The organism is Streptomyces sp. ADI95-16 (genome assembly GCF_003721495.1).
In the GTDB taxonomy this organism is placed as follows: domain Bacteria; phylum Actinomycetota; class Actinomycetes; order Streptomycetales; family Streptomycetaceae; genus Streptomyces; species Streptomyces goshikiensis.
Window position 1 is genome coordinate 6157487 of the sequence record NZ_CP033581.1, and the last position, 22093, is coordinate 6179579.

The following is a 22093-nucleotide window of genomic DNA, read 5'->3' on the forward strand; positions in this document are numbered from 1 at the left end:
CCGTAGGATGTGCCGCGTGTCCGGACCGACGATCGCCGACATCGCACGCGCCGCGGAGGTGTCCACCGCGACGGTCTCGCACGCGCTCAACGGCACCGGCCGGCTCGCCGAGTCCACCCGCCGCCGGGTCCGGGAGGTCGCGACCGCCCTCGGGTACGGGTCGTACCGCACTCCCCGCACCCGCACCCGCACGCTGGGCCTGGCCGTCACCACCTTCGCCGGCTCCGCCTGGAACTTCGTGGCGGTCTCCTACTTCTCCCAGTGGCTCACCGCCGCCACCTCCGCCGCGCACGCCCGCGGCTACGCGCTGACCACCCTGCCGGCCGACCGCGGGGCCGGCACCCCCTGGCACACCCTCTCCGTCGACGGAATGCTGCTGCTCGACAGCCCGAAGGGCGATCCGGTGCTGCGCGCGCTGCGCGCCCGCGGCATCCCCGTCGTCTTCGACGGCCGGCCCGCCGACCCGCGCCCCGGGGACATCTGGGTGGACAACGACCACGCCGCGACCACCCGCGAGGTGCTCGACCACCTCGCCGGCTCCGGTGCCCGGCGCATCGCCCTGCACGGCGGCTTCGGGGACGAGCACTACACGTACGCCGTGACGCGGGCGTACGAGGAGTGGTGCGCCGAACGGGGCCGGCCGCCGCTGCTGATCCCCTTCGCACCGGACGACGCCCCCGGCCACGCCTTCGACCGGGCCTTCGGCGGGCGCGCCGCCGACGCCGTGTACTGCCTCTACGACCCGGGCGCCCGCCAGGCCCTCGCCGCCGCGGCGCGGCACGGCCTGCGGGTTCCGGAGGAACTGCTCCTGGTCTGCGCGAGCGAGGACCCGGCCTACGCCCTGGGCGATCCGGCGGTGAGCACGGTGACGCTGCGGCCCGCGGTGATCGGGGAGAGCGCCGTCGCAGCCCTGGTCGCCCTGCTGGAATCCCCGCGGGGCGCGCCGCCCGGCGAGCTCACCGTCCCGGCCGGACTGACGGTGCGGGCGTCCTCCGGCGGCCTCTTCGGGCGTCGCCCGTGACGCCGCTGTCCCCGGTCAGCGACGGGCGGCAGTGCGCCGGGGCGGCGTGATGCGTATCGCCTTCCCGGCGGGAGCGTTCTCTATGTCGTCCAGCTGGGCGGTGACGGTGTCGCGCAGCTCGTCGTAGTCGTCGAAGGAGTAGTCGTTGAACAGGGTGTAGCCCGTCCACATCAGGTTCGCGCACACCCGGGCCGGCACCCGGCCGGTCCGGGCGCCCATGCCGACCAGCGCCACCGACTCGATGCTGCCGGGCGCCTCGGCGTTCTGCCGGTGGACCGCCTGGAACGCGGCGGCGCACGCCAGCGCCACGTTCAGGGTCTCGCTCACGTTCTCCGAGGAGGTCTCCATCGTCGGCGTGGAGATCAGGAACTTCGGCCTCACCGCCCCGGACGGAACGCACACCGCGCTTCCCACCGGGAGCCGGCCCGCGAACCGGTCGCGTATCGCGCGCTGTACGCGCAGCTGGATGCCCGCCCCGAGGTACCGCTTGACGGCGGCGTCGACCCCGCCGTCCATCAGGCCCCGGGAGTTGGTCGGGCTGACCCAGGCGTCGACGTCCTCGTCGAGGATGGAGCCCTCGCGGATCTCGATCCCGGGGGTGTCGGCGAACGCCGCCCGCCAGGCCCGCACCACCTCGGTGTCGATGTCGGTCAGCACCACCGCGAGCGGCGCCCGCGCCTGGTTCACGCTCATGATCCACTCCACTCCAGAGACGACCCTGCCCATCCCTGACGACGCTACCGGGCCCCACTGACAACGCGGTTGGCGAGGAAGTCTCACCCAGGGGCACTGTCCTGACCCGGTGTTAGCCTCCGGTCCCTCGTCCCACCGACACCACGTGACCAAGGGGAGTTCCCGCACCATGAGCGATGCCACCACGCCGGCCGTACCCGACCCGCATGAGCCGCATGACCCGCTGGCCCTCGCCGACCTGTTCAAGGGCGGCGGCGAACCGTGGCTCCCGCTGCTGCGGCCGGTCATCGAGGCGCAGCCGGACGCCGCCGCGTACATAGGCCCCGGTCGCGGCCCCGAGGTCGTCCCCGTCCGCGAGCTGACCTTCCAGGCGCTCAAGCCCCACCCTCCGCACAAGTGGAAGGTCGTCGTCTTCGGCCAGAACCCCTACCCGCGGCCGGAGAGCGCCACGGGCATCGCCATGTTCGACAACACCTTCCACGACTGGAAGGACAGCCAGTTCGGCAGGGTCGTCAGCATCCGCTGCATCATCAAGGCGGCGGCGATGTGGAAGTACGGCATACCCAAGAAGACCCCGATAGCCGACATCCGCGCGCTCCTGAAGGACCGGGACGCCGTCCAGCCGCCGGAATGGTTCCAGGCGATGCTCACGCAGGGCGTGCTGCTGATGAACGCGGCCCTCACCGCCAGCAGCGTCGCGGCCCGGGGAGCCGAGGGGCACACCGCGTTCTGGCGGCCGGTCGCCGAGCGGATCGTCGAGGAGGTCCTCAAGGCCAAGCAGGACGCCGACGAGGAGGACCGCGGGGTCGTCTTCGCCTGGTGGGGGGCGCACGCGCGCGGCCTGAAGAAGGTCGTCCTCGACCTCCAGGAGAAGTACCCGGACGTCGAGGTCCGCCACCTCGAGCACCCGAACCCCGCCGCGCAGGGCGACGTCTTCTGCGACGGCGACCACTTCGCCGTGGTCAACGACGCGCTCGCCTCGCTGGGGGCCGACGGGATCGACTGGCTGCCGAGCAAGGGGTGGAACGAGCGCGCGGCGCGGGACGGCGCGGCGGACGGCGCCGTCGCCGCGCGCATGGGGGCGTTCATCGCGTCCACCATGGAGCTGCACCAGCTCTATCTGGAGCGCCTCGCGAGCGTCAAGGACGAGGGGCTCGTCCTCCCCGAGATCACCGGCGTGTTCGACACCCCGCTGATGGACTTCCGCGAGGCGGTCGCCCCGGTCGCGGCGCTGCTGCCCGGTCTCGACCGGCACGTCGCCCTGGCGCACGAGTTCGGTGCGCGGCGGGCGCGGGCCGACGGGGCCCCGGGCGGCCTCGGCGCCGACGCGATCGCCGCGCTCCACCTCTACACCTGCGAGTCCGGGTTCTACCGGGAGGTCAACGCGGTCCTGCGCTCCCCGGACCGGTCCAGGACCGTCCCGTACCTCCCCTACCTGCGGCTGCTCTTCTCGGCGGTGTCCGGACTGCCCGCCCGTACGGAGCCGCTGTGGCGCGGGGTGTCGCTGGACCTGCGCGCCCAGTACCCGCTCGGCCGGACCGTGACCTGGTGGGGCGTGTCCTCCTGCACCTCCGAGCCGGGCGTGGCGCGGGGCTTCCTCGGCGGCCGCGGCAAGCGGACGCTCTTCGAGGTGACCCCGCTCCGGGCCGTGGGCATCCGCCGCTTCTCGGCGTTCACGGACGAGGAGGAGTTCATCCTGCTGCCCGGCACTCAGCTCAAGGTGGCGGAGGTCACGACCGGGCGCGGCGGCCTGTGCACCGTGAAGCTGACCGAGGTGGAGGACCGCCCCCTCGTGTCCTGACGGGGGCACCCGGAATCCGCCCGTGGCCCTTGCGTCCGGCGCCCCCCGTGCGATCACCCGCGTGGCCGGGTTCACTGGGGTTCACGGGAGCAGGGCCATGCCGTGCATGACCCAGGCGCGGCCATGCACTAGAGTTATCTCGACATCGAGATATCTGCCGAAGGCGTACCGCAGCCGCCCCTGCTGGTAAGGATTGCCTAACTTAGCCTTACCTTAGCGGATTGGCCACAGGGCGTGGCGGCAGGATTGCGGTTATACGCGCGAATTTCATGCATGAAGGAGACTGTCGTGTCGGCGAACAGCTTCGACGCCCGCAGCACGCTGCAGGTGGGCGACGAGTCGTACGAGATCTTCCGGCTGGACAAGGTTGAGGGCGCTGCCCGCCTTCCCTACAGCCTGAAGGTGCTGCTGGAGAACCTGCTCCGTACCGAGGACGGCGCGAACATCACCGCCGACCACATCCGGTCGCTCGGGAACTGGGACTCGCAGGCCCAGCCCAGCGAGGAGATCCAGTTCACGCCGGCTCGCGTGATCATGCAGGACTTCACCGGCGTCCCCTGCGTCGTGGACCTCGCCACCATGCGCGAGGCCGTGAAGGCCCTCGGCGGCGACCCGGCGAAGATCAACCCGCTCTCGCCCGCCGAGATGGTCATCGACCACTCGGTCATCGCCGACAAGTTCGGCACGAAGGACGCCTTCGCGCAGAACGTCGAGCTGGAGTACGGCCGCAACAAGGAGCGCTACCAGTTCCTGCGCTGGGGCCAGACCGCCTTCGACGACTTCAAGGTCGTCCCCCCGGGCACCGGCATCGTCCACCAGGTCAACATCGAGCACCTGGCCCGCACGGTCATGGTCCGAAACGGCCAGGCGTACCCCGACACCCTCGTCGGCACCGACTCGCACACCACCATGGTCAACGGCCTCGGCGTGCTGGGCTGGGGCGTCGGCGGCATCGAGGCCGAGGCCGCGATGCTCGGCCAGCCGGTCTCCATGCTGATCCCGCGCGTCGTGGGCTTCAAGCTGACCGGCGAGCTGCCCACCGGCACCACCGCCACCGACCTCGTGCTGACGATCACCGAGATGCTGCGCAAGCACGGCGTCGTCGGCAAGTTCGTCGAGTTCTACGGTGAGGGCGTCGCCGCCACCTCCCTCGCGAACCGCGCCACCATCGGCAACATGTCGCCGGAGTTCGGCTCGACCGCCGCGATGTTCCCGATCGACGACGAGACCCTGAAGTACCTGCGCCTGACGGGCCGCGACGCCCAGCAGGTCGCGCTCGTCGAGGCGTACGCCAAGGAGCAGGGCCTGTGGCTGGACCCGGCCGCCGAGCCCGACTTCTCCGAGAAGCTGGAGCTCGACCTCTCCACGGTCGTCCCCTCCATCGCCGGCCCGAAGCGCCCGCAGGACCGCATCGTCCTCGCGAACGCCGCCGAGCAGTTCGCCGCGGACGTGCGCAACTACGTCAGCGATGACGAGGAGGCCGGCAAGGAGTCCTTCCCGGCGTCCGACGCCCCGGCGTCCTCCAACGGTGTGCCCACCAAGCCCACCCCGGTGACCCTGGCCGACGGCACCTCCTTCGAGATCGACCACGGCGCCGTCACCGTCGCCGCGATCACCTCCTGCACCAACACCTCGAACCCCTACGTCATGGTCGCCGCGGCGCTCGTGGCCAAGAAGGCGACCGAGAAGGGCCTGACCCGCAAGCCCTGGGTCAAGACCACCCTGGCCCCGGGCTCGAAGGTCGTCACCGACTACTTCGACAAGGCCGGCCTGACCCCGTACCTCGACAAGATGGGCTTCAACCTCGTCGGGTACGGCTGCACCACCTGCATCGGCAACTCCGGTCCGCTGGACGAGGAGATCTCGAAGGCGATCAACGAGGCCGACCTCGCGGTCACCTCGGTGCTCTCGGGCAACCGCAACTTCGAGGGCCGCATCAACCCCGACGTCAAGATGAACTACCTGGCCTCCCCGCCGCTGGTCGTCGCGTACGCCATCGCGGGCTCCATGAAGGTGGACATCACCAAGGACGCCATCGGCACCGACACCGAGGGCAAGCCGGTCTTCCTCGCGGACATCTGGCCCTCCGAGGCCGAGGTCAACGACGTCGTGGCGAACGCCATCGGCGAGGACATGTTCAGCAAGTCCTACCAGGACGTCTTCGCGGGCGACGCCCAGTGGCAGGCGCTCTCGATCCCGACCGGCAACACGTTCGAGTGGGACCCGCAGTCCACCTACGTGCGCAAGCCCCCTTACTTCGAGGGCATGACCATGGAGACCACCCCGGTCTCCGACATCGCCGGCGCCCGCGTGCTGGCGAAGCTGGGCGACTCGGTCACCACCGACCACATCTCCCCGGCCGGTGCGATCAAGGCCGACACCCCGGCCGGCAAGTACCTCACGGAGCACGGCGTCGAGCGCCGCGACTTCAACTCGTACGGTTCCCGCCGCGGCAACCACGAGGTCATGATCCGCGGTACGTTCGCCAACATCCGCCTGCGCAACCAGATCGCGCCGGGCACCGAGGGCGGCTTCACCCGCGACTTCACCGTCGCGGACGCGCCGGTCGCCTTCATCTACGACGCCTCGCAGAACTACCAGGCCGCCGGCATCCCGCTGGTCATCCTGGCGGGCAAGGAGTACGGCTCGGGCTCGTCCCGCGACTGGGCCGCCAAGGGCACCGCGCTGCTCGGCGTCAAGGCCGTCATCGCCGAGTCCTACGAGCGCATCCACCGCTCCAACCTGATCGGCATGGGCGTCCTGCCCCTGCAGTTCCCCGAGGGCGCCTCGGCCGCCTCGCTCGGCCTGACGGGCGAGGAGACCTTCGCCTTCACCGGTGTGGAGGAGCTGAACAACGGCACCACCCCCCGTACGGTCAAGGTCACCACCGACACCGGCGTGGAGTTCGACGCGGTCGTCCGCATCGACACCCCCGGTGAGGCGGACTACTACCGCAACGGCGGCATCATGCAGTACGTGCTCCGCAACCTCATCCGAGGCTAAGGGCGCGCCAGGCGGAGCCGAATCATTCGGCTCCGCCCCGCTTTTCGGCACCATAGGGCCGTACCCCCAACAAGGGGGTACGGCCCTTCCGCTTATCCGGACCAGTGCTTATCGGCCAGGCAGGTGACGGTGAGGTCTCAACTCGGAAAAGCCGGGGCAGATACTTGTGCACGATCTTGCTCACCCGAGCGGAAGTGGACTATACCTGTGGCCGTCCGGACCGCCGCGACACCAGCGGTCCCGGACCGGGGGACGGCGGGGACCTGCGGTGATGCCCGCATGCACGGCAACTGCCGGGTATGTCCTGCCTCCTTCACACTCCTGACGAAGGCGAGGACTTGAGCATGGGATCCACCTCCGCCCACGGCGAGACCGGCACCGGCACCGGCAGCGGTGACGGGCCCGGCCGCCGCGATCTGATCAAGCGCTCCGCGGCACTCGGCCTGATTTCCGTCCCGACCATGAGCTTCCTGACCGCGTGCGCCTCCGGCGGCGACGCTCCCAAGGCGGCCGGCGCCAAGGCGGCCGTCACCAAGGAGAACCCCTTCGGCCTGGCCAAGGGCACCAAGCTGGACGTCGTCGTCTTCAAAGGAGGCTTCGGCGACGACTACGCCAAGGCCTGGGAGGCCGCCTTCGACAAGAAGTGGGGCACCAGCAGCACCCACCTCGGCACCCCGGAGATCACCGGAAAGCTCCAGACGCGCTTCAACGGCGGCAACCCGCCGGACGTCGTCGACGACTCCGGCGCCCAGAAGATCAAGCTGGACGTGCTCGCCAGGAGCAGCCAGCTCGCCGACCTCACCCCGGTGCTCGACGCCCCCTCGCTCGACGACCCGAACAAGAAGGTCCGGGACCTGCTCATCCCCGGCACCGTCGAGCAGGGCATGCAGGGCGGCAAGTGCGTCTCGCTCAACTACGTCTACACCGTGTTCGGCTTCTGGTACTCCGGCAAGCTCTTCAAGGAGAAGGGCTGGACCCCGCCGAAGACCTGGGACGAGTTCCTCGACGTCTGTACGAAGGCCAAGGACGCCGGCATCGGCGGTCTCGCCCACCAGGGCAAGTTCCCGTACTACATCAACGTCGTCATCATGGACCTGATCGCCAAGAAGGGCGGTCTGGACGCCATGAAGGCCATCGACAACCTGGAGCCCAACGCCTTCGAGGGCAGCGCGGTCGCGCTCGCCGCCGTCGAGGCGCTCTACGAGGTCGTCGAGAAGGGCCTGCTGATGCCGGGCACCAACGGCCTGACCCACACCGAGTCCCAGACGGCCTGGAACCAGTACAAGGCGGCCTTCATCCCCTCCGGCTCCTGGCTGGAGAACGAGCAGATCAAGCAGACCCCGGACGACTTCGACATGCGGTTCCTGCCGATGCCGCTGCTCCCGGACAGCGCCCTGCCCTTCGAGGCCATCCGGGCCGGCGCCGGCGAGCCGTTCATCGTCCCGGAGCAGGCCGCCAACAAGCCTGGCGGCCTGGAGTTCATCCGTTCGATGCTGTCCCGCGAATGGTCGACCATCTTCGCCCAGCAGGCCAACTCGCTCACCGTGGTCAAGGACGGCGTCGACCCCGGGGTGAAGCTCCGGCCCGGCACCCAGTCGGCGGTGGCCGCCCTGAAGGAGGCCGGTGCGAACACCTTCAACTACCTGTACCCCGACTGGTACAGCGAGATGGACAGCGCCATCCAGGACGCGTCCAATGAGCTCATGGCCAAGCGGATCCAGCCCAAGGAGTGGATCAAGCGGGCCCAGGCCGCGGTGAACAAGGCGGCCCAGGACCCGAACGCCAAGAACAACCGTCGCAGCTGACGCCACCAGGGACGGACACCATGAGCCACGTAGCCCAGGGCAGGGGGCGGGGCGGCTTCATCGCCGGCTTCCTCTTCGCGCCCCTCGCGCTGTACCTGACCTTCGTCATCTGGCCGTACGTGCAGACGTTCGGTTACTCCTTCACCAACTGGACCGGCCAGTCACCGACCTTCGACTTCGTCGGACTGGACAACTACGCGGCCCTGATGAAGGACGAGGTCTTCCGCGGCGCCCTGTGGCACAACCTGCTGCTCCTGGTGTTCGTCCCGACCGTCACCATCCTGCTCGCCCTCTTCTTCGCCTTCATGGTGAACGCGGGCGGGCGGGGCGGCGCCGGCGGGGTGCGGGGCGTGCGCGGCTCGGCCTTCTACAAGATCGTCTACTTCTTCCCGCAGGTCCTCTCCCTCGCCATCCTCGCGGTCCTCTTCGGAGCCGTGTACCGCAGCGACGGGGGCGGCCTCCTCAACGGGATCCTCACCCGGGCGGGCCTGGTAGACCCGCGGGCACCCGTCGAATGGCTCAACGAGCCCAGGTTCGTGCTCTGGTGCCTGCTGCTGGTGGTCGTCTGGCACGGGGTCGGCTTCTACCTCGTCCTCTTCTCCGCCGCCATGCAGTCCATCCCCAAGGACATCTACGAGGCGGCCCTGCTCGACGGCGCGGGGCGCGCGCAGACCTTCTTCAAGGTCACGCTGCCGCTGCTGTGGGACTCCGTGCAGACCTCCGCGGTCTACCTGGGCATCGCCGCGATGGACATGTTCGTCCTGGTCTCGACGATGACCTCGGGCCAGTTCGGCGGCGGCCCCGACCACCACAGCGAGGTCATGGCGACGGTGCTGATGCGCAACTTCCTGTACTTCGGCAAGAGCGGCTACGCCTGCGCCATGGGCGTCGTCATGCTCGCCCTGACCATGATCCTTTCCCTCGTCACGCTGCGCGCCACCCGCCGCGAGCGCATCGAGTTCTGAGCGGGAGAACCCATGACCACAGTCATCAAGGCACCGGGCGAGGCGGCAGCCGAGCGCTCCGGTGCCGGCCGGCCGGAAGGCGGCGGCAAGCGCGGCTCCGACGGCATGGTCCTCAACGTCTTCTCCCACGGCTTCCTCGCCGTCTGGGCCGTACTCATCATCCTGCCCCTGGTCTGGCTGGCCCTCGGCTCCTTCAAGACCGACGCGCAGATCGGCGGCTCGGCGCTGAGCTGGCCCGGGAACTGGCACCTCGACGCGTTCGGCCGGGCCTGGGACAAGGGCATCGGCGACTACTTCGCCCACACGCTCATCGTGATGGTGTTCTCGGTCCCGCTGACCATGCTGCTCGGCTCGATGGCGGCGTACGTGCTGGCCCGCTACCCCTTCGCGGGCAACCGGTTCATCTACTACTTCTTCGTCAGCGGGGCGATGTTCCCCGTCTTCCTGGCGCTGGTCCCGCTGTTCTTCATGGTCAAGCGGTTCGACATGCTGAACACCTACCAGGGCCTGATCCTGGTGTACGTCGCCTACTCGATGCCGTTCACCGTCTTCTTCATGCACTCCTTCTTCCGGACGCTGCCGACCGCGGTCCACGAGGCGGCGGTGATCGACGGGGCCTCCCACACCCGGATCTTCTTCCAGGTGATGGTGCCGATGGCCAAGCCCGGCCTGATCAGCGTCGGGATATTCAACATCCTCGGCCAGTGGAACCAGTACATCCTGCCGTCGGTCCTGATGCAGCCGCAGACGGGCTCCGATCCGGAGCGCTACCTGCTCACCCAGGGCCTGATCCAGCTCCAGCAGCAGCAGGGCTACGCCACCGACCTGCCGGTCCTCTTCGCCGGCGTGACCATCGCGATGATCCCGATGCTGGTGGTGTACCTCTCCTTCCAGCGCCAGATCCAGGCCGGCCTCACCTCCGCCACCCTCAAGTAGCGCTCCGCGCCCGCCGCCGGGGGACGACCGTCCCCCGGCGGCGGGCGCGCTCACCGGCGCCGCGAGCTCACAGCCAGGTGCCGAAGCGGCGGATGTACCAGGTCTTCACGAACTGCGTGAGCGTGCAGTACGCGAGGAGTACGCCGATCAGCCAAGGGAAGTAGCTCGCCGGCAGGGCCACGAAGCCCAGCGAGGGAGCCAGCGGGGAGAACGGCAGGTACAGCCCGGTCAGCACCGCCAGGACCGTCATCACCATCACCGGCCAGGAGGCGCGGGACTGGATGAAGGGGATCTTCCGGGTACGGATCATGTGGACGATCAGGGTCTGCGAGAGCAGGCCCTCGATGAACCAGCCGGACTGGAAGAGCGACTGGCTCGCCTCGCTGTTCGCACCGAAGACGTTCCACATGATCAGGAACATCGAGATGTCGAAGACCGAGCTGACCGGGCCGATGGTGACCATGAACCGGCCGATGCCCTTGGCGTCCCAGTTACGGGGCCTGCGCAGGTACTCCTCGTCCATCCGGTCCCACGGCGTCGCCAGCTGGGAGATGTCGTACACCAGGTTCTGCACCAGCAGCATGATCGCGAGCATCGGCTGGAACGGGATGAACGCGCTCGCCACCAGCACCGAGAAGACGTTGCCGAAGTTCGACGACGCCGTCATCTTGATGTACTTGATCGTGTTGCCGAAGGTGGTCCGGCCCTGGACCACGCCCTGCTCCAGGACGGTCAGGTCCTTCTCCAGCAGGATGATGTCCGCCGACTCCTTCGCGATGTCCACGGCGGTGTCCACCGAGATGCCGACATCGGCGTCGCGCAGCGCGGCGGCGTCGTTGATGCCGTCGCCGAGGAAGCCGACGGTGTGCCCCTCCGCCTGGAGGACCCGGACGATCCGGGCCTTCTGGACCGGGTTGACCTTGGCGAAGACCGTCGTACGGGCGGCCAGCCGGCGCAGCGCCGGGTCGTCGAGGACGTCGATCTCGGTGCCGTTGACCACGTGGCCGACGTCGATGCCGACGTCCGCGCACACCCGGGCGGCGACCAGTTCATTGTCCCCGGTGACCACCTTCACCGCGATGCCCTTGTCGGCCAGGCCCCGCAGGGCCCGGGCGGCGTCGGCCTTCGGCGGGTCGAGGAAGGCGAGGAAGCCGACCAGGGTGAGCCCGCCCTCGTCCGCCACGGAGTAGGTGTCGCGCGGCGCGGTGACCGTCCGGGTGGCGACGGCCAGCACCCGCAGGCCCCGCCGGTTGTTGTCCTCGGCGATCCGGGTGACGTGCCACCGCAGCCGCTCGGTCAGCTCCACCCGCTCGCCGCGGTCCCTCATGTGGGTGCACAGGGCGAGGACTTCCTCCACCGCGCCCTTGGTGATCATGACGTGTTCGGGCCGGCCTCCCGCGCCTGCCGCGCTCCTGCGGTCCAGGACCACGGACATCCGGCGCCGGGCGAAGTCGAAGGGGATCTCGTCGACCATCGAGAACCGTGCGTCGACGACAACCTCCTCGGCCTCGTCCACGCGGTCGAGGACCGCCTGGTCCATCAGGTTCCGCAGACCGGTCTGGAAGTGCGCGTTCAGGTACCCGTACTCCAGGACCTCGCCGTCGTCGTCGCCGTGCACGTCGAGGTAGCGGTCCAGGACGATCCGGTCCTCGGTGAGGGTCCCGGTCTTGTCCGTGCAGAGCACGTCCATCGCGCCCAGGTTCTGGATCGCGTTGAGCCGCTTGACGACCACCTTGTGCCGGGACATGGCGATCGCGCCGCGCGCCAGGTTGGCGGAGACCACCATCGGCAGCATCTCGGGGGTCAGGCCCACGGCGACGGCGACGCCGAACAGGAAGGCCTCGTTCCAGTCGCCCTTGGTGAACCCGTTGATCATGAAGACGACGGGGACCATGACCAGCATGAAGCGGATCAGCAGGAAGCTGACCCGGCGCACGCCGGTGTCGAAGTTGGTCTGCGGGCGCTCACCGACGAGCGAGCCGGCCATCGAACCGAAGTAGGTGTCGGAGCCGGTGGCGACGACGACTCCGGTGGCGGTCCCGGAGGTCACCGAGGTGCCCATCAGGACCAGGTTGTCGGCCTCGACCGGGTCCGTGGTCCCGTGCTGGCCGAGGTCCTCCGTACGGGTGTCCGCCTTGGCGACCGGCAACGACTCGCCGGACAGCGCGGCCTGGCTGACCATCAGGTCCTTGGCGGTCAGGATCCGCAGGTCGGCGGGGATCAGGTCACCCGCGGCCAGTTTGACCAGGTCGCCCGGGACGACCCGGTCCATCGCGACCTCGACGGTGGCCGGAGCCGAGCCGCCGCCGGACCGGCGCCGCACCGAGCAGGTGGTGGTGACGAGCCGCTTCAGGGCGTCGGCCGCGCGGCCCGAGCGGAACTCCTGCCAGAAGCGCAGCAGCCCGCTGACCCCCACCATCACGGAGAGGATCACGACGCCGGGGTCGGAGGGGTCCTGCCACCACATGACGGCGGCGAGGAAGACCAGGACGGCGATGAAGGGGTTCCCGTACGCCTTCGCCAGCTGGGTCCACCAGCGCGGGGCGCGCTCGTGGGCGACGGTGTTCGCGCCGTGCCGCTCCAGGCGCAGCGTGGCCTCGGCGTGGCTCAGGCCGTCGGGGGTGACGGCCAGTTCCCGCAGGACCTCGGAGCCGGGTGCCGCGCTGTACCCGGCGAGCCGTTCGGCGGCGAGGCGGGTGCGGGACTCCAGCTCGGCGGCCTTGCGCTCGCGGCGGATCCGGCCCGGCGGTGCGAGTTTCGTCGGGGTGCGAGGGGTGAGCATGGTCATGACGAATACCTCCCTCCACGGTGTCCGGGCAGCACGGAGCCGCGCGGTCACGTGGAGTGGTCATGGGTCGGCGCGAAAGCGGGCACGCGGTGGCCGCGGGGTGCGCCGGTGGGCATGGGGACGCACGTCCCGTCACAAGGTGCGCGACATGCGGAAGGAGTGGAAAAATGCACGGAGACAGCGGTGATCCGCGGCCGTGCGTACAGAGGTCAGCCGGTCAGCGCGGAGTACGGGCGCGGATCAGTGAACGAGAGCGCTGCAAAGACTTCGATCGGGACTCATCCCGAACACCTCCTTGCGTAGCGCCGTCAGAACAGGGCGCGGTCCGGCCGGAAAGGCCGCAGAGGACCGGCGCCTCAGCGACCGTAGCACGATCCAGGAGGTCCTTCTCTCCTCCTATGACCGATAGAGGCCGATTAGTGCTGCGTCAGCCTCTTGACGTGTGGAGGCCCAACGGCTCGACTTAAGGTTCACAAGTTGGAGAGACGCCGGGGTCTCGGAGCACCAAGCCGCGACGGCCGGCCGGGGGGCGACGGTCAGCCGTCGCTAATGGGCAGGAGTGGATGAGTCGTGCAGACTCCCGGATCGCAGTCCTCGCTGCATCGTGCGAATCTCGAACGGGTCGTACGAGCCGTGCGGCTCGCCGGGTCGCTGACCCAGGCGGAGATCGCCCGCGCCACCGGACTGTCGGCGGCCACGGTCTCCAACATCGTCCGCGAGCTGAAGGAAGCCGGGACCGTCGAGGTCACCGACACCTCGGCCGGCGGGCGCCGGGCGCGCAGCGTCTCGCTCAGCGGGGACGCGGGCATCGTGATCGGCGTGGACTTCGGCCACACCCATCTGCGGGTGGCCGTCGGGAACCTCGCCCACCAGGTCCTCGCGGAGGAGTCCGAGCCGCTCGACGTGGACGCCTCCTGGGTGGACGGCTTCGACCGGGCGGAAGCCCTGGTCGGCCGGCTGATCCGGGGCATAGGGGTGGGCCGGGAGAAGGTCATCGGGGTCGGCCTCGGCGTCCCCGGCCCGATCGACGTCGAGTCCGGAACCCTGGGCTCGACCGCGATCCTGCCGGGCTGGGCCGGGATCAACCCCCGCCAGGAACTCTCGCAGCGCCTCGGCGTGCCCGTCTACGTCGACAACGACGCGAACCTCGGCGCGCTCGGCGAACTCGTCTGGGGGAGCGGCCGGGGGGTCAAGGACCTCGCGTACATCAAGGTGGCCAGCGGTGTCGGCGCGGGCCTGGTGATCAACGGCCAGATCTACCGGGGACCGGGCGGCACCGCCGGGGAGATCGGGCACATCACGCTGGACGAGTCGGGTCCGGTCTGCCGCTGCGGCAACCGCGGCTGCCTGGAGACCTTCGCCGCCGCGCGTTACGTCCTGCCGCTCCTCCAGGGCAGTCACGGGCCGGAGTTGACGATGGAGCGGGTGGTCGAGCTGGCCCGCGAGGGGGACCCCGGATGCCGCCGGGTCATCGCGGACGTGGGCCGTCACGTCGGCAGCGGAGTGGCCAGCCTCTGCAACCTCTTGAACCCGAGCCGGGTGGTGCTGGGCGGCTCGCTGGCGGAGGCCGGTGAACTCGTCCTGGCCCCCATCCGTGAATCCGTGGGGAGGTACGCGATCCCGAGCGCGGCCCGTCAGTTGTCGGTGCTGACGGGGTCTTTGGGCAGCCGCGCGGAGGTACTCGGAGCACTGGCCCTCGTACTCAGCGAAATGGGCGATTCGACGCTTTTGGCGGAAAATAGCAGTGGGGTGCGAGCTCCTGCCGTCATGTCTTCAGTTAGATAACGGATGGCACCGTTGTCATCTCGTTAAGGATTCACTCCTTGACGACAAACTTGCGGCCGGGGTTGACTCACATCCACCTCGGCCGCAACGTTGCGGCCTCGTCAGGGAGGTTCAAGTAATGAACACGCGTATGCGTAGAGCCGCCGTAGCCGTCGCCGCTGGTGCCATGGCCGTCTCGCTTGCCGCTTGTGGCAGTGCGAAGGAGTCCGGCAGCGGCTCCAAGGAGTCCGGTGCCGCCAAGGGTGACGCGATCAAGGTCGGCCTCCTTCTTCCGGAGAACCAGACCGCGCGGTACGAGAAGTTCGACAAGCCGCTGATCGAGAAGAAGGTCGCCGACCTCACCGGCGGCAAGGCAGAGGTGATCTACGCCAACGCCAAGCAGGACGCGACCACGCAGAACTCCCAGGTCGACACGATGATCACCAACAAGGTGAACGTCCTCATCGTGGACGCGGTCGACTCCAAGGCCATCGCGGGCGCGGTCAAGAGGGCCAAGGACGCCGGCATCCCGGTCGTGGCCTACGACCGCCTGGCCGAGGGCCCGATCGACGCCTACACCTCCTTCGACAACGAAGAGGTCGGCAAGGTCCAGGGCAAGGCGCTCGTGGAGGCGCTGGGCGAGAAGGCCAAGGACGGCCAGATCGTCATGATGAACGGCTCGGTCACCGACCCGAACGCCAAGCTCTTCAAGTCCGGTGCGCACTCCGTCCTCGACGGCAAGGTGAACGTCGGCAAGGAGTACGACACGGTCGAGTGGAAGCCGGAGAACGCCAACACCAACATGGCAGGTGCCCTCTCCGCGCTCGGCAAGGACAAGGTCATCGGCGTCTACTCCGCCAACGACGGCATGGCGGGCGGCATCATCACCGCCCTCAAGGCCGCCGGCGTGACCCCTCTGCCGCCGGTCACCGGCCAGGACGCCGAACTCGCCGGTGTGCAGCGCATCGTCGCGGGCGAGCAGTTCATGAGCGTCTACAAGCCGTACGCCCCGGAGGCCACCGCCGCGGCCGAGATGGCCGTCGCCCTCGCCAAGGGCGAGAAGATCGACGACATCATCAACCAGAAGGTCGACAGCCCGACCGCCAAGGGCGTTCCGTCCGTGCTGATCCCGGTCGTCTCCCTGACCAAGGCCAACATCAAGGACACCGTCGTCAAGGACGGCGTCTACAAGGTCGAAGAGATCTGCACCGACAAGTACGCGGCCGCCTGCGCCACCCTCGGCCTGAAGTAAGGCCCCCGAAGCAGGGCCCTCCCCTCGGTGAGGTGCCCCCGCGCCTGCCCGGCGCCCCGCCCTTTCTTCCCCGCCACCCGCGGGGCGCCGGGCAGAAACGATTCCCCTGCTTCTCCCGCTTGCTCCGTCAAGCCCCGCTCTTCCCCCCATTCGCCCCGCTCCTGCTCTTTTGCACGACATCCCCGCCGGTCAGGCGGCGAAGGAGATGGTTCATGTGTCCGCTGCGCCCGTGCTGGCGTTGCGAGGGGTCTCGAAGCGGTTCGGCGCCGTTCAGGCCCTGACCGACGTAGAACTCGAGGTCCACTCCGGTGAGGTGGTCGCCCTGGTCGGCGACAACGGCGCCGGCAAGTCCACGCTGGTCAAGACGATCGCCGGCGTGCACCCCATCGATGACGGCGTCATCGAGTGGCAGGGCCGCCCGGTCTCGATCACCAAGCCCCACGACGCCCAGAACCTGGGCATCGCGACGGTCTACCAGGACCTCGCGCTGTGCGACAACATCGACGTCGTCGGCAACCTCTTCCTCGGCCGCGAGCTCAAGCGCCGCGGTGTCCTCGACGAGGTGGAGATGGAGCGCCGCGCCCGCGAGCTCCTGACCACCCTGTCCATCCGGATCCCTAGCGTCCGGATCCCGATCGCCTCGCTCTCGGGCGGTCAGCGCCAGACCGTGGCGATCGCCCGCTCGATGCTCGGCGAGCCGCAGCTCGTCATCCTCGACGAGCCCACCGCCGCCCTCGGCGTCGAGCAGACCGCACAGGTGCTCGACCTCGTGGAGCGGCTGCGGGAGCGCGGCCACGCCGTCATCCTCATCAGCCACAACATGGCCGATGTGAAGGCCGTCGCCGACAAGGTGGCGGTCCTGCGGCTGGGCCGCAACAACGGCGTCTTCACCGTCGCCGACACCTCGCAGGAAGAGATCATCTCCGCCATCACCGGTGCCACGGAAAACGCCGTGACCCGCCGGGCGGCCCGTACCGGGGAGGCCCACAAGTGAGCACCCACATCGACCCGGTCAACCCGGCCGCCGCCCACGACGCGATCCCGGCCGTGGACCCGCGCCTGCTCGTGCGCGAGCAGGGTTTCTCCGGCTACCTGCACGAGTTCGGCCGCAAGATGAAGGCCGGTGACCTGGGCTCCATACCGGTCGTCATCGGTCTGGTCATCATCTGGAGCATCTTCCAGGGGCTGAACTCGAACTTCCTCTCCCCGGAGAACCTCACCAACATCGCGATCACGATGGTCGCCACCGGCATGATCGCCGTCGGCATCATCTTCGTGCTGCTGCTCGGCGAGATCGACCTCTCGGTCGGCTCGGTCAGCGGCGTCTCCGGCGCGATCGTCGCCGTCCTCGCCGTCACCCACGGCGTGAACGAGTGGCTGGCCATCCTCGCGGCCGTCGCGGGCGGCGCCCTGATCGGCGCCATCCACGGCTTCTTCTTCGCCCGGATCGGCGCCCCGGCCTTCGCCGTCACCCTGTCGGGCCTGCTGTTCTGGTCCGGCGCGATGCTGCAGATCCTCGGCAGCAACGGCACGATCAACATCGACTCCGACGGTGTGGTCGGCAAGCTCACCACGTACTACTTCTCGGACGTGGCGGCCGGCTACGGCCTCGCGGCCGTCGCGGTGGTGGCGTACTTCCTCGCCTCCTTCTACGACAGCAAGCGCCGCCAGTCGGCGGGCGTCCCCTCCCGCCCCCTCGGCGAGATCCTGCTGCGCACCGGCCTGCTCGCGCTGTTCACCTTCGGTCCCGCCGCGGTGTTCAACCAGTACAAGGGCCTGCCGCTCGCGGTCGTGCTGTTCGTGGTGGTGCTGGTCGGCACCGACTTCGTCCTGCGCCGTACGTCCTTCGGCCGGAACGTCTTCGCCCTCGGCGGCAGCGTCGAGGCCTCGCGCCGCGCCGGCATCAACGTCACCGGGATCCGGATCGCGGTCTTCTCGATCTCCGGCACCTTCGCCGCCATCGGCGGGCTCTTCTGGGCCTCCAAGATCGCGGCGGCCAACCAGAGCGCCGGCGCCGGCGACCTGCTGATGAACGTGATCGCGGCGGCCGTGATCGGCGGCACCAGCCTCTTCGGCGGCCGGGGCCGGACCTGGAACGCCCTCCTCGGCGTCATGGTCATCACCTCGATCCAGTACGGTCTGGCTCTGGAGGGAATCGCGACGCCGATCCAGTACATGATCACCGGTGCGGTGCTGCTGGCCACCGTGGTGATCGACTCGGTCACGCGCAAGACCCAGAAGACGGCCGGACGCGCCTGACGGCGCCCCGGCACGGTAAGACCGGTCACAGTGCCCGGCGCCACTTCGTGTGGCGCCGGGCACCTGTGCGTACATATGTGCGCACAGCTGTGCGGGTATACGCCCGTTTGTGATGTGTGACCACGCGGCGGCGTGTACATGTATGACAAAGGTGTGACCCGTCAGGGACCGCCCGATGACCGCCGCCGCAGGCGGAACATTAGACTCGACAGACCAGCAAGCAACTGCAAGGAGGCACGGGTGCTGCTGACCCGCATCAAGGGACCGCGCGATCTGGACCGGCTCAGCCAGGAGGAGCTCACTCAGCTCGCCGCCGAGATCAGGTCCTTCCTCGTCGACGCCGTCTCCAAGACCGGCGGGCACCTGGGCCCCAACCTCGGGGTGGTCGAGCTGACGATCGCCCTGCACCGGGTCTTCGACTCGCCGAAGGACAAGGTCCTCTTCGACACCGGCCACCAGGCCTACGTCCACAAGCTCCTCACCGGCCGTCAGGACTTCGGCGACCTGCGCTCCAAGGGCGGCCTCTCGGGCTACCCCTCGCGCGCCGAGTCCGAGCACGACGTGATCGAGAACTCCCACGCCTCCACCGTGCTGGGCTGGGCCGACGGCCTGGCCAAGGCCAACGAGGTACTGGGCCGCGAGGACCACCACGTCGCCGCCGTCATCGGCGACGGCGCGCTCACCGGCGGCATGGCCTGGGAGGCGCTGAACAACATCGCCGCCGCCAAGGACCGCCCCCTGGTGATCGTCGTCAACGACAACGAGCGCTCGTACGGCCCCACCATCGGCGGCCTCGCGAACCACCTGGCGACCCTGCGCACCACCGACGGCTACGAGCGGTTCCTGGCCCGGGGCAAGGAGATCCTGGAGCGCACCCCGGTCGTGGGCAAGCCGCTCTTCGAGACCCTGCACGGCGCCAAGAAGGGCCTCAAGGACTTCATCGCCCCGCAGGGCATGTTCGAGGACCTCGGCCTGAAGTACATCGGCCCCATCGACGGGCACGACATGGAGGCCCTGGAGTCCGCGCTCCAGCGCGCCAAGCGCTTCAGCGGCCCGGTCATCGTGCACTGCCTCACCCAGAAGGGCCGCGGCTACACGCACGCCGAGCAGGACGAGGCGGACCGCTTCCACGGCATCGGCCCGATCCACCCGGACACCGGCCTGCCGGTCAAGACCGCCGCCGCCAGCTGGACCTCCGTCTTCGCGGACGAGATGGTCAAGCTCGGCAACGAGCGCTCCGACATCGTCGGCATCACCGCGGCCATGCTCCAGCCCGTCGGCCTCAAGAAGTTCGCGGACGCCTTCCCGGACCGCATCTTCGACGTCGGCATCGCCGAGCAGCACGCCGCCACCTCGGCGGCCGGCCTGGCCACCGGCGGCGTCCACCCGGTCTTCGCCGTGTACGCGACCTTCCTCAACCGCGCGTTCGACCAGGTCCTGATGGACGTCGCCCTGCACAAGTGCGGGGTCACCTTCGTCCTGGACCGGGCCGGTGTCACCGGTGACGACGGCGCCTCGCACAACGGCATGTGGGACATGTCGATCATGCAGGTCGTCCCCGGCCTGCGGCTCGCCGCCCCGCGCGACGCCGAGCAGCTGCGCGCGCAGCTGCGCGAGGCCGTCCAGGTCAAGGACGCCCCCACCGTCGTGCGCTACTCCAAGGGCGTCGTCGGCCCGGCCGTGCCGGCCGTCGGCCGGATCGGCGGCATGGACGTACTGCGGGCCCCGGCCCCCGAGGTCACCCGTCCGGACGTACTGCTCGTCTCCGTCGGCGCGCTCGCCCCGATGTGCCTGGAGATCGCCGACCTGCTCGACAAGCAGGGCATCTCCACGACCGTGGTCGACCCCCGCTGGGTCAAGCCCGTGGACGAGGCCCTGGCCCCGCTCGCGGACCGCCACCGGGTCGTCGTCACCGTCGAGGACAACGGCCGTACCGGCGGCGTCGGCGCGGCCGTCTCGCAGGCCCTGCGCGACGCCGGGGTCGACGTACCGCTGCGCGACTTCGGCATTCCGCAGCGCTTCCTCGACCACGCCTCCCGCAAGGAGGTCATGGCCGAGATCGGCCTGACCGCGCCGGACATCGCCCGGCAGGTCACGGGCCTGGTCGCCAAGCTGGACGGCCGCTACGAGAGCGAGCCGGCCGCCACCGTCGACTAGGACGGCTCGCCGCAGGCCGCTCCGGCCGCACGGCGACCCTCCGTATAACGCCGCGCGGTTGCGGGTAACGGGCCGGGAGATCACTCTGGAGGAGTGGGCCTCCCGGCCCGTTCGTGTGCGTCGTCACCCGTCGGAGGTGCGTCGGTGAGCAAGGATATGAACAGTCCCTTCCGCACCAAGACGGTGGAGCAGTCCATCCGGGACACGGAGGAGCCGGAACACGCCCTCCGGAAGTCGCTCTCCGCCTGGGACCTGACGGTCTTCGGCGTCGGTGTCATCATCGGTACCGGCATCTTCGTCCTCACGGGCATCGCGGCGCGGAACAACGCCGGACCCGCCACCTCCCTGGCCTTCGTGGCGGCGGGCATCGTCTGCGCCCTTGCGGCGCTCTGCTACGCCGAGTTCGCGTCCACCGTCCCGGTGGCGGGCTCGGCGTACACCTTCGCGTACGCCTCGATCGGTGAGCTGCCCGCCTGGATCATCGGCTGGGACCTGGTGCTCGAATTCGCGCTCGGCACCGCCGTCGTCGCGGTCGGCTGGTCCGGGTACGTGCGCCACCTCATGCACACCAACCTGGGCTGGGACCTGCCCACCACCCTGGCCGGGCCCGATGCGGGAGGCACCTTCGACCTGCTGGCCTTCCTGCTGGTCCTGGTGCTGACGGCGATCCTGGTCGTGGGGACGAAGCTCTCGGCCCGGATCACCGCGATCGTGGTCGCCATCAAGGTCACCGTGGTGCTGCTGGTCATCATCGCCGGCCTGTTCTTCATCAAGGCCGACAACTACTCCCCGTTCATCCCGCCGGCCGAGCCGCAGACCACCGGGGGCGGCTGGAAGGCACCCCTGGTCCAGCTGATGTTCGGGTACGAGCCCACCAACTTCGGTGTCATGGGCATCTTCACCGCGGCCTCCCTCGTCTTCTTCGCCTTCATCGGCTTCGACGTCGTGGCCACCGCGGCCGAGGAGACCAAGAACCCCCAGCGGGACATGCCGCGCGGCATCCTCGGCTCGCTGATCGTCTGCACCGTGCTGTACGTCGCCGTGACGCTGGTGGTCACCGGCATGCAGAAGTACTCGGAGATGTCGGCCACCGCCCCGCTCGCCGAGGCATTCAAATCCGTGAACCAGCCGTTCTTCGCCGGTGCCATCAGCCTCGGGGCGTCCGTCGGCCTGATCACCGTGTGCATGATCCTGCTGCTCGGCCAGACCCGCGTGTTCTTCGCGATGAGCCGTGACGGACTGCTGCCGCGCGTCTTCTCCGTCACCCACCCCAAGTACCGCACGCCCTACCGGGCCACCCTGCTGCTCGGCGGGATCATCGCCGTCGTCGCGGGCTTCACCAGCCTGGAGAAGCTCGCGGAACTGGTGAACATCGGCACCCTGTTCGCCTTCGTGGTGGTCGCCCTCGGCGTGATGGTCCTGCGCAAGACCCGCCCCGACCTGCACCGGTCCTTCCGCACCCCGTGGGTGCCGGTGGTTCCGATCCTGTCGATCGCGGCCTCGTTCTGGCTGATGCTCAACCTGCCGGCCGAGACCTGGCTCCGGTTCGGCATCTGGATGGTCATCGGCTTCATCGTCTACTTCGCGTACGGGCGCCGCAGCAGCCGCCTCGGCAAGGCCGGCGCGGACGCCGAGTACTAGCGGCGCAG

At 69.3% G+C, this 22093-nt stretch carries 14 protein-coding genes; 12 read left to right on the forward strand and 2 right to left on the reverse strand.

Annotation, left to right across the window (positions count from 1 at the left end):
- The first annotated feature begins 7 nt into the window (after nucleotides 1-7).
- The gene (locus tag EES41_RS27570; RefSeq protein WP_123080752.1) at nucleotides 8-1021 is read left to right on the forward strand and encodes a LacI family DNA-binding transcriptional regulator; all 1014 of its coding nucleotides are present in this window, start codon (nucleotides 8-10) and stop codon (nucleotides 1019-1021) included.
- Between the two features lie 15 nt (nucleotides 1022-1036).
- Here EES41_RS27570 and EES41_RS27575 read toward each other — a convergent pair whose 3' ends face one another.
- Nucleotides 1037-1714, reverse strand: coding sequence for a macro domain-containing protein (locus EES41_RS27575; RefSeq protein WP_123082728.1), 678 nt, complete (start codon nucleotides 1712-1714; stop codon nucleotides 1037-1039).
- Nucleotides 1715-1883: 169 nt separating this feature from the next.
- On the opposite strand from EES41_RS27575, the gene EES41_RS27580 reads away from it, so the two are divergent.
- The 5 genes from EES41_RS27580 (at nucleotide 1884) to EES41_RS27600 (ending at nucleotide 10224) form a co-directional block, all read left to right on the forward strand.
- Nucleotides 1884-3515, forward strand: coding sequence for an ADP-ribosyltransferase domain-containing protein (locus tag EES41_RS27580; protein WP_123080753.1), 1632 nt, complete (start codon nucleotides 1884-1886; stop codon nucleotides 3513-3515).
- Nucleotides 3516-3803: 288 nt separating this feature from the next.
- On the forward strand, nucleotides 3804-6518 hold the full coding sequence (gene acnA / locus EES41_RS27585) for an aconitate hydratase AcnA (protein ID WP_123080754.1): 2715 nt from the start codon (nucleotides 3804-3806) through the stop codon (nucleotides 6516-6518).
- Between the two features lie 344 nt (nucleotides 6519-6862).
- On the forward strand, nucleotides 6863-8323 hold the full coding sequence (gene ngcE, locus EES41_RS27590) for an N-acetylglucosamine/diacetylchitobiose ABC transporter substrate-binding protein (RefSeq protein WP_123080755.1): 1461 nt from the start codon (nucleotides 6863-6865) through the stop codon (nucleotides 8321-8323).
- 20 nt (nucleotides 8324-8343) lie between these two features.
- Nucleotides 8344-9288 (forward strand): carbohydrate ABC transporter permease, encoded by a 945-nt coding sequence (locus EES41_RS27595; RefSeq protein ID WP_123080756.1) that lies wholly within the window; start codon nucleotides 8344-8346, stop codon nucleotides 9286-9288.
- A gap of 12 nt (nucleotides 9289-9300) precedes the next feature.
- Nucleotides 9301-10224 (forward strand): carbohydrate ABC transporter permease, encoded by a 924-nt coding sequence (locus tag EES41_RS27600; RefSeq protein ID WP_123080757.1) that lies wholly within the window; start codon nucleotides 9301-9303, stop codon nucleotides 10222-10224.
- Between the two features lie 67 nt (nucleotides 10225-10291).
- Here EES41_RS27600 and mgtA read toward each other — a convergent pair whose 3' ends face one another.
- Complete coding sequence (gene mgtA, locus EES41_RS27605; RefSeq protein ID WP_123080758.1) at nucleotides 10292-13012, reverse strand: magnesium-translocating P-type ATPase; 2721 nt, start codon at nucleotides 13010-13012, stop codon at nucleotides 10292-10294.
- 570 nt (nucleotides 13013-13582) lie between these two features.
- Between mgtA and EES41_RS27610 the strand changes: the two genes are divergently transcribed.
- The 6 genes from EES41_RS27610 to EES41_RS27635 all read left to right on the forward strand — a co-directional run bounded on the left by EES41_RS27610 (nucleotide 13583) and on the right by EES41_RS27635 (nucleotide 22085).
- Entirely contained in the window at nucleotides 13583-14797 is a 1215-nt protein-coding gene (locus EES41_RS27610; RefSeq protein ID WP_123080759.1) for an ROK family transcriptional regulator, read from the forward strand.
- Between the two features lie 118 nt (nucleotides 14798-14915).
- Nucleotides 14916-16028, forward strand: a complete 1113-nt coding sequence (locus tag EES41_RS27615; RefSeq protein ID WP_174261754.1) for a sugar ABC transporter substrate-binding protein — start codon at nucleotides 14916-14918, stop codon at nucleotides 16026-16028.
- 205 nt (nucleotides 16029-16233) lie between these two features.
- The gene (locus EES41_RS27620) at nucleotides 16234-17022 is read left to right on the forward strand and encodes an ATP-binding cassette domain-containing protein (protein ID WP_037794522.1); all 789 of its coding nucleotides are present in this window, start codon (nucleotides 16234-16236) and stop codon (nucleotides 17020-17022) included.
- The gene (locus EES41_RS27625; protein WP_123080761.1) at nucleotides 17019-18287 is read left to right on the forward strand and encodes a sugar ABC transporter permease; all 1269 of its coding nucleotides are present in this window, start codon (nucleotides 17019-17021) and stop codon (nucleotides 18285-18287) included. Before EES41_RS27620 ends, EES41_RS27625 begins: the two co-directional genes overlap by 4 nt.
- A 240-nt stretch (nucleotides 18288-18527) precedes the next feature.
- The gene (gene dxs, locus EES41_RS27630) at nucleotides 18528-20444 is read left to right on the forward strand and encodes a 1-deoxy-D-xylulose-5-phosphate synthase (RefSeq protein ID WP_123080762.1); all 1917 of its coding nucleotides are present in this window, start codon (nucleotides 18528-18530) and stop codon (nucleotides 20442-20444) included.
- A 156-nt stretch (nucleotides 20445-20600) separates the two neighbouring features.
- Entirely contained in the window at nucleotides 20601-22085 is a 1485-nt protein-coding gene (locus EES41_RS27635; protein ID WP_123080763.1) for an amino acid permease, read from the forward strand.
- Nucleotides 22086-22093 lie beyond the last annotated feature (8 nt).